This is a genomic window from Mesorhizobium sp. M8A.F.Ca.ET.057.01.1.1 (genome assembly GCF_003952565.1).
In the GTDB taxonomy this organism is placed as follows: Bacteria; Pseudomonadota; Alphaproteobacteria; order Rhizobiales; family Rhizobiaceae; genus Mesorhizobium.
Window position 1 is genome coordinate 1,589,201 of sequence record NZ_CP034454.1, and the last position, 14,444, is coordinate 1,603,644.

General features: G+C 64.2%; 11 protein-coding genes and 2 pseudogenes. 3 read left to right on the forward strand and 10 right to left on the reverse strand.

The features are described 5' to 3' along the window. Positions 1-363: 363 nt before the first annotated feature. A complete protein-coding gene (locus tag EJ077_RS07140; protein WP_245458658.1) occupies positions 364-693 on the forward strand; it encodes a Kazal-type serine protease inhibitor domain-containing protein in 330 nt (109 codons plus the stop codon). Positions 694-734: 41 nt separating this feature from the next. Here the strand turns inward: EJ077_RS07140 and EJ077_RS07145 are convergent, their stop codons facing one another. Then, on the reverse strand, positions 735-1,352 hold the full coding sequence (locus EJ077_RS07145; protein ID WP_208700744.1) for a flavodoxin family protein: 618 nt from the start codon (positions 1,350-1,352) through the stop codon (positions 735-737). 249 nt (positions 1,353-1,601) lie between these two features. Between EJ077_RS07145 and EJ077_RS07150 the strand changes: the two genes are divergently transcribed. Further along, complete coding sequence (locus EJ077_RS07150; protein ID WP_208700746.1) at positions 1,602-3,236, forward strand: tetratricopeptide repeat-containing sulfotransferase family protein; 1,635 nt, start codon at positions 1,602-1,604, stop codon at positions 3,234-3,236. An 89-nt stretch (positions 3,237-3,325) separates the two neighbouring features. Here EJ077_RS07150 and EJ077_RS07155 read toward each other — a convergent pair whose 3' ends face one another. The 9 genes and pseudogenes from EJ077_RS07155 to EJ077_RS07195 all read right to left on the reverse strand — a co-directional run bounded on the left by EJ077_RS07155 (position 3,326) and on the right by EJ077_RS07195 (position 13,035). Continuing rightward, entirely contained in the window at positions 3,326-3,679 is a 354-nt protein-coding gene (locus EJ077_RS07155) for a DUF1428 domain-containing protein (protein ID WP_208700748.1), read from the reverse strand. 99 nt (positions 3,680-3,778) lie between these two features. Next, complete coding sequence (locus tag EJ077_RS07160; RefSeq protein ID WP_208702928.1) at positions 3,779-4,153, reverse strand: VOC family protein; 375 nt, start codon at positions 4,151-4,153, stop codon at positions 3,779-3,781. A gap of 166 nt (positions 4,154-4,319) precedes the next feature. Further along, positions 4,320-4,502, reverse strand: a complete 183-nt coding sequence (locus EJ077_RS07165; RefSeq protein ID WP_023770253.1) for a hypothetical protein — start codon at positions 4,500-4,502, stop codon at positions 4,320-4,322. Positions 4,503-4,621: 119 nt separating this feature from the next. Further along, positions 4,622-4,920 (reverse strand): annotated as a pseudogene (locus tag EJ077_RS07170) (HigA family addiction module antitoxin). A 13-nt stretch (positions 4,921-4,933) separates the two neighbouring features. Next, a pseudogene (locus tag EJ077_RS07175) lies at positions 4,934-5,211 on the reverse strand (type II toxin-antitoxin system RelE/ParE family toxin). Between the two features lie 133 nt (positions 5,212-5,344). Then, entirely contained in the window at positions 5,345-6,871 is a 1,527-nt protein-coding gene (locus EJ077_RS07180) for an ABC-F family ATP-binding cassette domain-containing protein (protein WP_208700750.1), read from the reverse strand. A gap of 250 nt (positions 6,872-7,121) precedes the next feature. Beyond that, positions 7,122-8,027 (reverse strand): DMT family transporter, encoded by a 906-nt coding sequence (locus tag EJ077_RS07185; RefSeq protein ID WP_208700752.1) that lies wholly within the window; start codon positions 8,025-8,027, stop codon positions 7,122-7,124. Between the two features lie 181 nt (positions 8,028-8,208). Further along, the gene (gene uvrB / locus EJ077_RS07190; protein WP_208700754.1) at positions 8,209-11,286 is read right to left on the reverse strand and encodes an excinuclease ABC subunit UvrB; all 3,078 of its coding nucleotides are present in this window, start codon (positions 11,284-11,286) and stop codon (positions 8,209-8,211) included. Between the two features lie 117 nt (positions 11,287-11,403). Further along, positions 11,404-13,035 carry a DUF2778 domain-containing protein gene (locus EJ077_RS07195; RefSeq protein WP_208700756.1) on the reverse strand — a complete coding sequence of 544 codons (1,632 nt, stop codon included), beginning with the start codon at positions 13,033-13,035 and terminating at the stop codon, positions 11,404-11,406. Positions 13,036-13,561: 526 nt separating this feature from the next. Here EJ077_RS07195 and EJ077_RS07200 point away from each other — a divergent pair. Beyond that, positions 13,562-14,431, forward strand: coding sequence for a protein-L-isoaspartate O-methyltransferase family protein (locus EJ077_RS07200; RefSeq protein ID WP_208700758.1), 870 nt, complete (start codon positions 13,562-13,564; stop codon positions 14,429-14,431). Positions 14,432-14,444 lie beyond the last annotated feature (13 nt).

A 14,444-nucleotide genomic window follows, 5' to 3' on the forward strand; every position in this document is an offset into this window, starting at 1 on the left:
CTGCCCGCCACCTGGCGTCGAGGGCAGTTCCTGGTGGTTGCTTTCGGCAGTCATGCATTGGCGCATGGTCAAACCCCCCGCCGAAAAACGGGGCCGTCAGAGATTCACAGTATCGGGGAAAGGTCGTCCAAAACGTTCCGCTCTCCGGGTCGCAAATGCCCGAACACAGAATTTATCGCACGGAAACGTGAAGGTTGCAAGATAGCGCCGCGGGCCGCCGCCATGGGCGCATCCCGACGCATAAATCGACCGATCAAAGCGTCGACCGGCCGCAGATAGGCTTCGTTGGCCGAGGGGTCATCGGCCCACAGCCCCGGTCATGCATGGGCCAGGAGCGATGATGCCGGCGACGCGCGGCGGGACGTGGCTGATCCCGCTGTCACTTCCCGACCGCGCCCGCGTCCGCCGCGCCCCGAACCGCAATTCTGCACCAAGCAGTACGAGCCGGTCTGCGCCCGGCGCGGCGGCGATCGCCAGACCTTCGCCAATGCCTGCCTTGCCAATAGGGCGGGTTACCGCATCGTGCGCGATGGCCCCTGCCGCGACGGTGGTGGTGGTGGCGGCGAGCAGGCCTTCTGCACGCGTGAATACGCGCCGGTGTGCGGCCGCCGGCATGGCGAGATGCGCACCTTCCCCGATGCCTGCGAGGCCCGTGCCTCGGACTATCGCATCGTCGGCGACGGGCCGTGTTGAGAACTTACCTTCTCCCCTTGTCGAAGAAACTGAAATTACAGTTATTCCTCTACGCCGACATAAGCTTTGGTCTTGAGCAGGCCGGCCAGATGAGCGGCGTTTGAAGCCGCCATTTCGATGGCTTCGGCGACCTTGTCGGGAGTCTTCGGCAGGTCGACATAATTGACGTCGCCCATGGCTTCACCGACCCAGTAGACGCCGCCATTGGCGGGGATGGTGAAGCCGACGTCGTTCAGCGCCTGGAAGCATTCCGCGTGGCAGTGATGCGCGCCGTCCTCGTTGCCGACGATCGCCACCAGCGCCACCTTGCCCGCCGCCGGCATGCGGCCCTTGTCGTCGGTTTCGTCCAGAAAGGCGTCCATGCGTTCCATGACGCGCTTGGCGACGCTCGACGGCTGGCCCAACCAGATCGGCAGGCCGAGGATGAAGATATCGGCGGCGACGATCTTCTCGCGCAGACCAGGCCAGTCGTCGCCCTTGCCCATGTCGGAGAGCACGCCGGGCTTGATGTCATGATCGGTGGCGCGCACGACCTCGCCCTTGACGCCATGCGGCTTCAGGGCTGAGAGCAGATCGGCGACGATCTTGTCGGTGGACGATTTCTCCTTGTCATCGGAGGCCTTCAGCGAGCAATTGATGGCAAAGGCGGTGAGGGACATTGCGCGAACTCCTGCGTGTGGGGTGTGCAGGCTCAACGTCGCGATGGGCTTGTGGTTGCGCGCTTTACAGGCGGCGCCGGCCGTTGCGCCGCGGCCCGCACCCTTGAATCTCTCTCCCGCATGGCTTAGGTCCCGCAGGCGCGAAAACACGGCAGGTGTCCCATCAACAGAGATCAGAGAAGAGCGGCGGGTGCGGGAGCAGCCAAGTCCGGGGCGGGCGGACAGCCGCCGCTGGGCCTCGACCAGTATGTGCAGCAGGCGCTGCAACTGCATCAGGCCGGGCGGCGGCAAGAGGCTGAGGCAATCTACCGGCAGGTGCTGGCGCGTCAGCCCAAACACGCGGCCGCGGCGCATTTCCTCGGCTTGCTGCTGCACCAGACCGGGCGCAGCGAAGAAGGCATGGATTTCCTGGAACAGTCGGTTCAGCTGCAGCCGACGAACCCCGACTTCCTCAACAATCTCGGCACGGTGATGCGCGATCTCGGCCGCGTCACGGCGGCGATCGATTTCTTCCGCGGCGCGGTGGACCTGCGGCCGGAGCAGCTCGCGGCGCGCGACAATCTCGGTTCGTCGCTGAAGCAGATCGGCCGGTTCGAGGAGGCCGAGGACATTTATCGCGGCACGGTGCAGCGCAATCCATTCCACGTGCGCGCGCGGATCGGGCTTGCCGAAACCCTGCAGGAAGCCGGACGCCTCGACGAGGCGCTGGCTGTCTTCCAGGAGGCCCTGACCATTCGCCCCAAGGATGCGGACCTGCTGCACGGGCTGGGCGTCGGGCTGATGGAGAAGGGCAAGCTCGACGAAGCGGCGGATCTGTTCCGGCAGGCGGTGGCGATCCAGCCCGGCATGGCCCGCGCGTGGCTGATGCTGACGCAGGTCAAGCGCCAGAAGGAGCGCGACGCCGAATTGGCAGGCATGGAGGCGCAGCACGCCAGGGCCCCTCAGGACAGCCTGGCACGCATGCAGCTGTCGTTTGGCCTCGGCAAGGCCAATGACGATCTCAAGGATTACGGCAAGGCCTTCGACTACTTCGCCGAGGGCAATGCCATCCGACGCAAGGGCATCGACTATGATCCGGTGAAGACGCGCGCCGAATTCGAGGCGATGAAGACGGTGTTCGATGCCGGCTTCTTCGAAAAGCACAGACCGAGCCCGATCACCGACGATGCGCCGATCTTTGTCGTCGGCATGCCGCGTTCGGGTACGACGCTGGTCGAACAGATCATCGCCAGCCACCCCCAGGTTTATGGCGCGGGCGAGCTCGGCATCTTGAAGACGGCGGTCGGCAGTCAGTTCCCGTCGGACATGCCGGGCGGCTTCCCCTGGGGCGTGGCCGACACCGACGATACCGATTTCGCGGAGGCGGGGCAGGCCTATCTCGACATGCTGCATGCCCGCTATCCGCATATGCGCCACGTCACCGACAAGATGCCGGGCAACTTCCTGCTCGTCGGCTTCATCCGCATGATGCTGCCGAAGGCCAGGATCATCCACTGCGCCCGCGATGCGGCGGCGACATGCCTGTCGATCTTCAAGGTGCATTTCCGCGGCGACAGCCACCGCTATGGCTATGACCTCGGCGAGCTCGCCGATTTCCACAATCTCTACACCGACATCATGGCGCATTGGCACAAGGTGCTGCCTGGCGTCGTGCACGATGTGCGCTACGAGGATTTCGTGGCCGACCAGGATGGGCAGAGCCGGGCGCTGATCGACTATCTCGGTCTGCCATGGGACGATGCCGTGCTGTCGTTCCACCAGACCGACAGGCCGGTGCGCACGGCATCCGCCGCGCAGGTGCGCCAGCCGATGTACCAGGGTTCGGTCGATTTGTGGAAGCGCTATGGCGACCGGCTGAAGCCGCTGCTCGACAGACTGGATTAGCGCGCGGCTCGCGGATTGGCGGAAGTCCCTTGGCCGAAGCTTCGGCCAAGGCCTACGATCGGACGGTCAGATAGCGTCGCGCCAGCTGCTCAAAGCTCCATGAAGGGCTGGAAGCCGCCGAAGATCATGCGCTTGGCGTCGAAGGGCATGGCCCCCCAATCGGGTTTCAGGCGCGGGTCGGCCATCACCTTGGCCATGACAGCATCGCGATCCTGCCTGGATTTGTAGACGGCCCAGGAGAAAACGACGATCTCGTCGTCCTTGGCCTGGACGGCGCGCGGAAACGAGGTCAGCTCGCCATAGGGCACATCGTCGCCGACACATTCGACATAGGCGAGCGCGCCGTGTTCCATCCATATGGGGCCTGTGAGGCTGGCCAGTTTCTTGTAGTCGTCGAGTTTTGCCTTTGGCACGGCAAGCACGAAGCCATCGACATAGGACATGGCGGTCTCCTCTTTGCTGGAAAAGGGCGCCGGGTCGGCGGGGATACGACCCGGCGCGGTTGGGCGCATCCCCCTCGGCGAGGGCGCGCTCACTGAAGCTTATTCCGTCGGTGCGTTCATTGCCCAGGCGACGCCGAAGGGATCCTTCACCTGGCCCCAGCGGTCGCCCCAGAACATCACCTGCAGCGGCGTGACGATCTCGCAGCCGGCGTCGACGGCGCGCTTCCACCAGGCGTCGATATCGTCCTTGCCGAGATGGAGCTGCAGCGTATAGCCCTGCGCCGCCTGGTGCGGATGGCCGTGTTCCGGATAGGCGTCGCCGAGCATCAGCGTCGAACCGTTGATGTAGAGATGGATATGCATGGTGCGGCCTTTTTCATCCGCCGGATAGGCAAAGACTTCCTCGGCCCCGAAAGCCTTCTTGTAGAATTCGGCGGCCTTGATGGCGCCGTCGACCTGCAGATAGGGGGTCAATCCGCCAAGTACCTTGGCGCGGGCGGGGTCTGGTCGGTCATTCTCGTGTTCCTCTTCACGTTTGGCATGGCCTTGCGGATCATAGGACGGATGAGGTGACGCCAATCCTACATGGTCGTGAAAATTTTTCGCGGCGGCCGGATCATCGGGCACCGGCCGGCCATTGTCATATGACCTTGGCCGAGGACGTGGCCGCGCGACGGCTGTCGCGGGCATCGAAGATTTCCGGAAAGCCGATATCCTTGCGCAGTTCGGCCGGCAGCGACAACAGGATGCGTTCGCTGCGGTGACGGGCGCGCGCCGCGGCATACCGGGTTGCGATGCGGCCGATGGATGAAAGGACGGACATGATGACTTCTCCCTGGGTTGACGCCGGCATCATCGTGTCGGCATCCCAAGGACGGGAGAGGTTCAGGCGATCCGACAGATTGTCGAATTTTTCTCTAATACCGGCGCGGCGCGCTTGCGTCAGGCAGCAGTCTCCAATCGTTCGATCGTTTCAAGGTCGGCTCTCTTGGCTTCCCCCTCGACGGCGAGGTCATAGCTTGCCTGCATGTTCATCCAAAACTGCGGCGTGGTCCCAAAAAACTTCGCAAGGCGCAGTGCGGTATCGGGCGTTACCGGTGTTGTCTCGCTGGCTAGGCGCTCGATGCGCGTGCGCGGCACATGCAGCTTTTGGCCAGCGTGTAAGGCTTCAGACCAAGCGGTATGAGATACTCTTCGCGGAGAATTTCTCCGGGATGGATGGGCGGGTTGATATCAAGCATTTGGGACCTGCCTTCAATGGTAGTCGGTTATTTCAACATCTTCTGCTTGCCCATCCACCCAGCGAAAGCAGATGCGAAACTGATCGTTGATGCGGATCGAATGCTGACCGGCACGGTTGCCTTTCAACGGCTCAAGCCTGTTGCCGGCGTCTTGAGATCTGACAGTTCGGCGGCGTTGTCGATCATGTACAGCTTCCGTTGGGCCGGTCGGACAAGATCCGAAGGGAAGCCCTTTGGAGCCTTGCCGTTCGAAACGGCTTGGCTGGTCTTGTCCTTGAACGAGCGTATCATCCGTGGGTTCCGACGGACGTACCATGACACGATACGTTCCAGGAATCAAGAGTACGTCTCATGAAATGATACCAAAGGTGCGCCCTGTCAATGACAGGCCGAAACTTCATCGGCAACGCATCTTCCTCGCCGCTCAGCCGGTTCCTTCAGCCACCTCGCGGAAGAAACTCTCCGGGTCTTCGACCTCGGTCAGCTTCCGCTTCTCGATCAGCCAGAAGCGGTTGCCGACGGCGCGGATGAAGGAGCGGTCGTGCGAGGCGAGCAGGCAGCTTGCCTGGTGCTTCAGCAACTCCTCCTCCAGTGCTTCCTGGCCGTCTATGTCGAGATGGTTGGTCGGCTCGTCGAGCAGGTAGAAGTTGGGGTTGGCGAGCCTGAGCGCCAGCATCATCAGCCGCGCCTTCTGGCCGCCCGACAACACGCCGATCTTTTTCTCCTGCATCTCGATGACCACGCCGGCGCCGGCGAGCAGCGAGCGTGCGCGCTGTTCGCCGACATCGTAACGGCGCGAGACCATCGCCAGCGGCGTGTCGTCGCCGCTGATGCCGGACAGAGCCTGGTCGCTGTAGCCGAGCACCGTCGACGGCGTCACCTTGACGTTGGGCACCCTATCCGGCTCGGCAATGGCGTTGTGGATCAGATTGACGAAACGCGACTTGCCGACGCCGTTGCGGCCGAGCAGCACGATGCGGTCGCCTTGGCAGATGTGACGCTTGCCGGTCCTGAACAGCAGCGTGCCTTCGGGCGTTTCCACCGCCGCGTCGTCGAGTGTGATCAGCACCTTGGCGTGCGTTCCGCGATTGGCGAGTTTGATCGCGCCCGCCGATTTTTCGCGATGCGCCGGATTGGCGGCCTCTTCGAGCTTTTCCGCGCGCTGGTTGAGCTGCTTGGTCTTGACCGTCAGCAGGTCGCTGCCCGAATTGATGCCGATATTGTTGAGCTTCGCCGCCTGCCGGCGCAATTGCTGCGCCACCTTCATGTCGCGCTGGAATTTTCGCTCGGTCGAGGCGTCGACCTCGTCCAGCGCTTCCCGGGCCCGTGAGTAGGGTAGCGAAAACACCGGCGACTGTTCCGGACGCAGGAACAGCGTGCGGTTGGTGGTGGCGTCGAGGAAGGCGCGGTCATGGCTGGCGATGACGACAGGCACGTCGCGCGGCAGCGTGTTGAGCCAGGTTTCCAACTGGCTGATGCGGGCGAGATCGAGATGATTGGTCGGCTCGTCGAGCAGCAGCACATCGGGATCGGTGACCCAGACGCGGGCGATCAGCGCCAGCCGCTGCCAGCCGCCGCTCAGCGCCCGCATCGCCCGCTCGCGCATCGGCTCGGGCACGTCGAGCGAATCGAGGACCACGTCGACGCGCCACATCTCGCTGTCGGCCTGCTCCGGCGGCAAGGCATTCGCCACCACCTCGTAAAAAGTACTGCCGAGCAGGGCGGGGGCAACGGACTGTTCGACATGGCCGACCCGCAGGCCGCGCGTGCGGGTGATGTCGCCTGTTGTCGGCTCCAGCTCGCCGGTCAGGCATTTCAACAAGGTCGACTTGCCGCGGCCATTGGCGGCAACGATGCCGAGCCGGTCGCCAGTGCCGATGCTGAGGTCGAGATTGGAGAAGAGCGGCGCACTCATGGTGACGCCGAGGGATTTGAGGCTGATCAGGGCCATTTTCGATTTCTCTGGTCTGTCCGGAAAGTCCGGTTCAATGCACTTTGACGGTGCGCGTGCCGGCCATCAGGCCAGGCGTTGCGGCACCACGAAGGGCAGACCAAAAAATCGAAGCGGGAAAAACCCGGACCGTCCCTGGTCAGCCCTGCAAGCTAGCTCGCAGGGCAGAAATCGGGCCACGCTGACGATGGTGACGAAAAAACGTGAACACGTGAGCCCTCCTTTCGAGACGTTCGAGTGTGACGACTGGCTACACCAAAGGCGGGGCTGATGGCAAGGCCACCGCTTTCGCGCGGCGCGGGAAGGGGTCCAGCACCAGGATGCAGCCGCAGATGATTGCCGCCGCGCCGAAGCCCTGGATGACGGTCAGCGCCTCGCCGAGCAGGATCGTTCCGGCCAGCACGGCGATCGTGGTCACAGCGAATTCGACGCTGATCGTCCTGGTCGCGCCGATTGAGGCCACCAGCCGGAAATAGACGACATAGGTCAATGCGCTCATCACGCAGGCCAGGATTGCCAGGTAGAGGAAGTCGACAGGGCGCGGCATGGCCGGCACCGGCACGGCGAGCAGCGGCGGCAGCGTCATCAGGCCACCGAACAGAAAGGCGGCGCTGGTGAGTTCCAGCGAGCCGGCCGAGCTCAGATGGCGATTGGCGTAATTGCTGCCGAAGGCGGCCGAGAACGAACTGAACAGCGAGGCGGCGCAGCCGATCGCAAACGATGCGGTGACCGGAACGGCGGGGAAGCCGACCAGGACGACAATGCCGGCAACGCCGAGCAGCAGTCCGGCCAGGCCACGAACAGTGATGCGCTCAAGCCCCCAGAGCTGCCCGATGATCATCGAGAACAGCGGGATCGCGGCAACCAGGATAGCCGCCATGGCCGTGCCGATGCGCGGCGTGGCATAGGACAGGCCTATCAGCTGAGCCGCGACGGTCGTCGCGCCGACCACCGCGAAATGCCGCCAGCCGGCGCTGAAATCCAGCCGGCGCCGTGTCGCTGCCGCGAGCAGAAAGAGCGTGATGCCGGCACTCAGCGCGCGCAAGGTAACCGCGCCGACCCAGCCGAATGCGTGCACCACCTTCAGCAGGACAAGAAAGGACAGGCCCCAGGTTATGGCCAGGAAGACGTAGGCGGCGATGTCTCTGGGTTTCATGTTGTGGTGGGTCGGCGGGAGTTTTGCGTGCAGAGGCAGTATCGCAGCCGTGCGTATCGTTTCCGCCGTCTGGCGGCAAGCGCGAGCGCATAGTCCAGAGGCTGTTCCGACTTTGACCGCGGACATTGTACGACGGCGGAGCGCTTTCCCTTCTCCCACAGGGGGAGAAGGAAGAGGCGATCTACCGTCCCGGCCTTCCGGTCTTCCCGGGCCGGCGCTTTTCGCGGCGGGCGTCGCCCGGGTCCTCGTAGGAGCCGATGCCGGCTCGCTCGCGCTTGACCGGCTTGTCGCCTTCGATCGGCGTCTCGGTACGCCGTACCGTCATCTCGTCGAGCGAGTTCTTCTTGAACAGCGGCTTGGTCGCGTCGCCCGGGATACCGAAGTCCGAACCATGCGCTTCCTGCGCGCTCTGCTTCTTGAACAGCGAGCGCGACACCGCGCCTGATGGCATCGGCATGTCGGTACCGGGGCCCATATCGTCCAGCGACGGCTTGGCGAACAGCGGCTTCTTCACCGGCACGGCGCCGTCGGCGCCCATCTCGTCGAGATCGGGCTTGCGGAAGAGGTTGGGCCGGGCGGCCTTGGCCGCCTCCTCGGCGGCACGTGCCTGGTCGAGCTTGCGGAAGCGCTCCTGTTCCTCAGCCGTACGATGTCTGGCCACGCCCTTGTTGTGCTTGCCCTTTTCGCGGCCCGAGGCCGGACTTTGGCCTTCCACCTCGCGCGCCAGCGGATCGTCGGAGATCGACAGTTCCATCTCGCGCAGCCGCTTGATCTCGTCGCGGATGCGGGCCGCCTTCTCGAAGTCGAGATTGGCAGCGGCGTCGCGCATCTGCTTGTCCAGTGCGTCGAGATGGGCCTTGAAATTGTTGCCCATCATGGCGCCGGCGCCGTCGGTGAACTGCGAGATGTCGGCGCGGACATGGTCCTTCTCGTAGACCGAATCGAGGATGTCGGAGATCCGCGACTTGACCGATTCCGGCGTGATGCCGTTGGCGGCGTTCCACTCCATCTGCTTTTCGCGGCGACGGTTGGTCTCGGCCATCGCCCGCTCCATCGAGCCGGTGACCTGGTCGGCGTAGAGGATGACCTTGCCGTCGACATTGCGGGCAGCGCGCCCGATGGTCTGGATCAGCGATGTCTCCGAACGCAGAAAACCTTCCTTGTCGGCGTCGAGGATGGCGACGAAGCCGCATTCGGGAATGTCGAGGCCTTCGCGCAGCAGGTTGATGCCGACCAGCACGTCGAAGGCGCCAAGCCGCAGATCGCGCAGGATCTCGATGCGCTCCAGCGTGTCGATGTCGGAATGCATGTAACGAACGCGCACGCCCTGCTCGTGCAAATATTCGGTCAGGTCCTCGGCCATGCGCTTGGTCAGCACAGTGACCAGCGTGCGGTAGCCGGCGGCGGTCGTCTCGCGGATTTCGCCGACGACATCGTCCACCTGGCTCTTGGCCGGGCGCACCTCGACCGGCGGATCGATCAGGCCGGTCGGGCGAATCACCTGCTCGGCGAAGACGCCGCCGGCCTGTTCCATTTCCCAGGCGCCCGGCGTCGCCGAAACGGCAACCGAGAGGGGCCGCATGGCGTCCCATTCCTCGAAGCGCAGCGGCCGGTTGTCCATGCAGGAGGGCAGGCGGAAGCCGTATTCGGCCAGTGTCGCCTTGCGCCTGAAGTCGCCGCGATACATGCCGCCGATCTGCGGCACGGTGACGTGGCTTTCGTCGATGAAGACCAGCGCGTTGTCTGGAATGTACTCGAACAAAGTCGGCGGCGGATCGCCGGGCTGGCGGCCGGTGAGATAGCGCGAATAGTTCTCGATGCCGGCGCAGGAGCCGGTGGCTTCCAGCATTTCGAGGTCGAAGCGGCAGCGCTGTTCCAGTCGCTGCGCTTCCAGCAGACGGCCGGCGCGCTCCAGTTCCACCAAACGGTGCTTGAGCTCTTCCTTGATCGACTTGATCGCCTGGTTCAGCGTCGGGCGCGGCGTCACATAGTGCGAATTGGCGTAGATCTTGACGCTCTTCAGCTCGCCGGTCTTCTGGCCGGTCAGCGGGTCGAATTCGGTGATCGCCTCGATCTCGTCGCCGAACATCGAGATGCGCCAGGCGCGGTCTTCCAGGTGGGCCGGGAAGATTTCGATCGTGTCGCCGCGCACGCGGAACGAGCCGCGCACGAAATTGATGTCCTGGCGCTTGTACTGCTGCGCAACGAGGTCGGCGAGCAGGGCGCGCTGGTCGAGCCTGTCGCCGATCTGCATCTGGAAGGTCATCGCCGTATAGGTCTCGACCGAGCCGATACCGTAGATGCAGGACACCGAGGCGACGATGATGACGTCGTCGCGCTCGAGCAGCGAACGCGTCGCCGAATGGCGCATGCGGTCGATCTGCTCGTTGATCGAGGATTCCTTCTCGATGAAGGTGTCGGTGCGCGGAACGTAGGCTTCCGGCTGGTAATAGTCGTAGTAGGAGACGAAATACTCCACCGCATTGTCGGGGAAGAATTTCTTGAACTCGGAATAGAGCTGCGCGGCCAGCGTCTTGTTGGGCGCCAGGATCAAGGCAGGCCGCTGCGTCTCCTCGATCACCTTGGCCATGGTGAAGGTTTTGCCGGAGCCGGTGACGCCGAGCAGCACCTGCGTACGGTCGTTGTTGTCGACGCCTTCGACCAGATCCTTGATGGCGGTCGGCTGGTCGCCCGCCGGTTCGAAGTCCGACACCATCTTGATGGCGATGCCGCCTTCGGATTTTTCCGGCCGGGCAGGGCGGTGCGGCGTCCACAGCACGCCGTCCTTGTGCAGCGGATTGCCGGATTCGATCAGCGCCGAGAGCGCGGCCACCGTTGCGGTGACGCCACTGGACGACATCGTCTCGGCTTCTTCCAGCGAGATGTCGAGCCCGGCGACCGGATTGAGGCCGGCTGCCGTGCGTTCGCGGGCCGACGCGGCGCCGCCCATCGAGGTGCCGCGCGCCGTACGGCCCGGCGCGGCGGAGCGCTCGGGAATCTTCTTCGGCGACTTGGCGCCACCGCCTTTGCCCGCGGCGCGCCCCTCCCGTTCAGCCTCCTGTTCGATCTGCTCGGCCCAATCCGCGATCGAGCCGGTCAGCGGCGTGCCCGTCAGTCCGGCCTGCGGCTTCTCGGCGAAGCCGCCCTTGTGCAGCGGCTCGGAGGCGTCGAGGAAATCGGTCAGCGGGCTGCGCCGCTTCGGCGCGGCGCGGTCGTCATCCGCCGTCGGCGGCGTTCTTTTATCGGGGGATTTGGCCATGTCCCGAATATGGGAGGTCTTGGCGAAAATGGAAAGAGCGCGATGAAGGCTGGCCGGCGGGCGCGTCACGCTCCTGACAGAAGGCTGTCAGGAGGTGGCGGTGGGTTCTGCCTTATCTCAAGCGCCGCTTCCGTTCGACGCGACCCGGGTCGCCGATCCCTTCAGGCGATCCACCACGACGAGGCGTGTAACCTTGCCCTTCTTGAAGGCGGCGAGGAAGCGGGCATAGTCCCTGAACACGACGCAGCCATTGGATTCGGCGCGGCCGCCGCGCAGCATGTAGGTATGCGCGAGGAGGCCGTTGCGGTTGTATTTGTTGCCGCCGCTCGTCGGTGTCAGGCGGATCGCCTCGACGCCGTGGAAGCGGGATTCGCGCAGCGACAGATTGTAGGTGTTGGGCGGCGTCGGACCACGGTCCTTCACGTGGACATAGCGCGGTTGGTCGACCATGGCGCCGAGGCCGGAATGCGCTTCGAGCCGCTGGCCGTCCGGCATGTAGACGGTCTTTGCGCTGATGTCGTAGACGGCCACGCCATGGCCGGCGCCGCTTCCGGCGCTGGGTCCGTTGAACAGGTTCCTGAACGCCTGGCCGAGGCCGCCCGCAGGGGTATCCGGCTTGGCATAGGCCAGCACGTCGCCGTTTTCGCCGGAGCGGCCCTGGCGGGCAGGCTGCCTGGCCACCTCGACCGGCTTTGCCTGAGGTGCGGGCTTCTGTGGCAGTGCCTTGGGCTGCGGAGCCGGCTTGTCCTGCTCCACGACCTTGGGCTGCGGAGCCGGCTTGTCCTTCTCCACGATCGTGGGCTGCGGCGCATCATATTGCGGGCGGCGGGTCGGCAGCGGCACGCCGCCCGTAAGCGCATCCGGCAGCGAGGCCGCGTCGCCTGGCTGTTCCTGCTGGATCTCTACCGGTGCAACCGCGACATCGGGCGAGGATTCTGTCATCGGCAGTGGCGAGGCGAAGGCTTCGTCCTCGACCGGCATGGACTCGACGAGGGCAAGCGCCAGTTGCGCGTTGTCAGGCGCTTCCGACTGGGCAAAGCCCGTCGGCGCCGGTGCGGTCTGTACGACGGAACCCATATCGGCGCGGGCGAAGCGTTCCGCCGCCGGAGCCGGCATGTCGTTGGACAGGCTGGCCACGACCTGGACGGATGGCACGAGAGACGCCTCGGTGACTTGCGGGGCGGCGCTGGTAATAAGGGGATGGGTGCTGGCTGGGGTCGCCGGCTTTCCCGCACCGGCGAAGGCAGCGGCAAGCTTTGTCGGCGACAGCGACGCTTCCATCAGCTCGAAGCGCTGCTGCGATTTCGACTTCGCCGGCGTTGGCTTGACCTGTGCCACCAGGCGCGCGGTTTTCTCCGCCTTGGAGGTTACCGCGGCCAGCTTGAAGCAGCTGGCGCCGCACTGCACGGCATGGTCGTGCAGCGCCTGCGCGCCGCCATGGGCATTGGCCATCACGAACGGCGCCGAAGAGCTGAGGAAATGCTGTTTCAGCGGATCGGCGAGAGCGAGCGTGCCCGGCATGGACAGCGTCTGCGGCATGCCGGCCGACGTCGCCGAGAGCGAGGCGCCGACGGAGCTGAGGCCGGCCATGGTGCCGATCAGCCATAGGCCGACGGCAACGCCGACGCCTGGCACAGCGACCCAGGGGACAACCCGTTCAGGGGTGAAGGATGAGGCACGTGACGCTTCGACAGCGGTCTCGCCGCTCCAACGCCTGTCCCCGACAATTTTACGACTCAAGAACGCCATGCAACCAATCTTGCTCCAATCGGCTCCCACGTCCGCGGCTGTGATAGCCGCGACGACCATTCTGTGAGTGATCCCAGGTGGTCCCCGACGCGTTTGCCGCGCCTGTCGTTAGTTGCCGATTGCTTCAAAATATGGACAAAGTTGGTTAACCAATCCCTCTCAAAACCAATCGAGAGACGTGGACTTTGTGCCGAAAAAGGCTCGTCCACGACCATGCACGCGGTATTGCAGCCCTTCCAAGGCTGTTTTGCTGCCTGTTTTTGCCTGTCGAGTCAAGCAAAACAGCCGTTGCTAATCCTTGCAAAATGACGATAGAGCGCCTCTCGCGGCAATGAGGCGCGCCGATATGGATCGGCCGCGCAGACGCGAACGCCACCGGGTGCCCGCGACTACTGTTGCCGTCCTGCCACAATTTTTCGGCCTGGCGGACCGACTTCCGGCGGCCGATTGACTCGTTTTGGGAGGCGGTGCAATCCGGTCAAGTGCTTGGTTTCAAGGTGGCAAAGGTCACCTTTGGAGGCTTTCCATGAAGCGTCGGAACTTCTTGGCGCTGTCGGCGGGAGCCGCGGCGTTTTCCATTCTTCCGGCAGCCGTCAAGGCTGCCGTGCCGGTTCCCTATGACCGCAATGCGGAGGTGCCGTTCAAGGATAAAAAGTCCTTCATCGACTGGATGGTGGCCAATCGTGGCGAGGATCCGAAGTTGCTGTCTGAGCGATTCGATCGCTTCCAGATCATGGTCTACAACAAGGACGTGCTGGACGACCGCAACAAGCGCGCCTTCCTGTTGACGCCGCGCGAGGAGTTCGTGCTGCCGCAGAACCTGGGCCGCGCCTATGATCACGCCTTCCTCGATATCGGTTACGGCGTGACGATTTCAGGCCCGCACCTGGTCGGGCGCATGACGACGTCCATCGACGTGCAGTTCGGCGAAGCCGTGCTCGAGATCGGCACCGGGTCGGGCTACCAGTCGGCCTATCTGGCCAACCTCACCGACAAGGTGCACACGATCGAGATCATCAATCCGCTGGCGCAGCGCACCCGCCGTACCTATGACGGGCTGATCGAGCGCGGCTACAGCGAGTTCGGTTCGGTCACCAGCCGCAATGCCGACGGCTATTATGGCTGGGAGAGCGTCGGTCCTTTCGACAAGATCATCGTCACCTGCGGCATCGACCATATTCCGCCATCGCTGCTGCAGCAGCTCAAGCCCAATGGCGTCATGGTCATTCCCGTCGGTCCGCCGGGCGCCCAGCATGTTCTCAAGGTGATCAAGCAGCAGCTTGCCGACGGCACGTTCAACATCGTCCGCTCGGACATCTACAACGGCAAGGTGGTGCCTTTCGTGCCCTTCACCAAGCTGGAAGGCGACCAGATCGTCGGCACGCATAACGGCTGAGTTGCCGCGCGGC

What these genes read in the sequence shown, in the direction of transcription:
- EJ077_RS07145 (WP_208700744.1), bottom strand. Translation starts at nt 1,352, where the DNA reads ATGTCCCTCACCGCCTTTGCCATCAATTGCTCGCTGAAGGCCTCCGAT.
- EJ077_RS07155 (WP_208700748.1), bottom strand. Translation starts at nt 3,679, where the DNA reads ATGTCCTATGTCGATGGCTTCGTGCTTGCCGTGCCAAAGGCAAAACTC.
- EJ077_RS07165 (WP_023770253.1), bottom strand. Translation starts at nt 4,502, where the DNA reads ATGTCCGTCCTTTCATCCATCGGCCGCATCGCAACCCGGTATGCCGCG.
- EJ077_RS07180 (WP_208700750.1), bottom strand. Translation starts at nt 6,871, where the DNA reads ATGGCCCTGATCAGCCTCAAATCCCTCGGCGTCACCATGAGTGCGCCG.
- EJ077_RS07185 (WP_208700752.1), bottom strand. Translation starts at nt 8,027, where the DNA reads ATGAAACCCAGAGACATCGCCGCCTACGTCTTCCTGGCCATAACCTGG.
- uvrB (WP_208700754.1), bottom strand. Translation starts at nt 11,286, where the DNA reads ATGGCCAAATCCCCCGATAAAAGAACGCCGCCGACGGCGGATGACGAC.
- EJ077_RS07195 (WP_208700756.1), bottom strand. Translation starts at nt 13,035, where the DNA reads ATGGCGTTCTTGAGTCGTAAAATTGTCGGGGACAGGCGTTGGAGCGGC.
- EJ077_RS07200 (WP_208700758.1), top strand. Translation starts at nt 13,562, where the DNA reads ATGAAGCGTCGGAACTTCTTGGCGCTGTCGGCGGGAGCCGCGGCGTTT.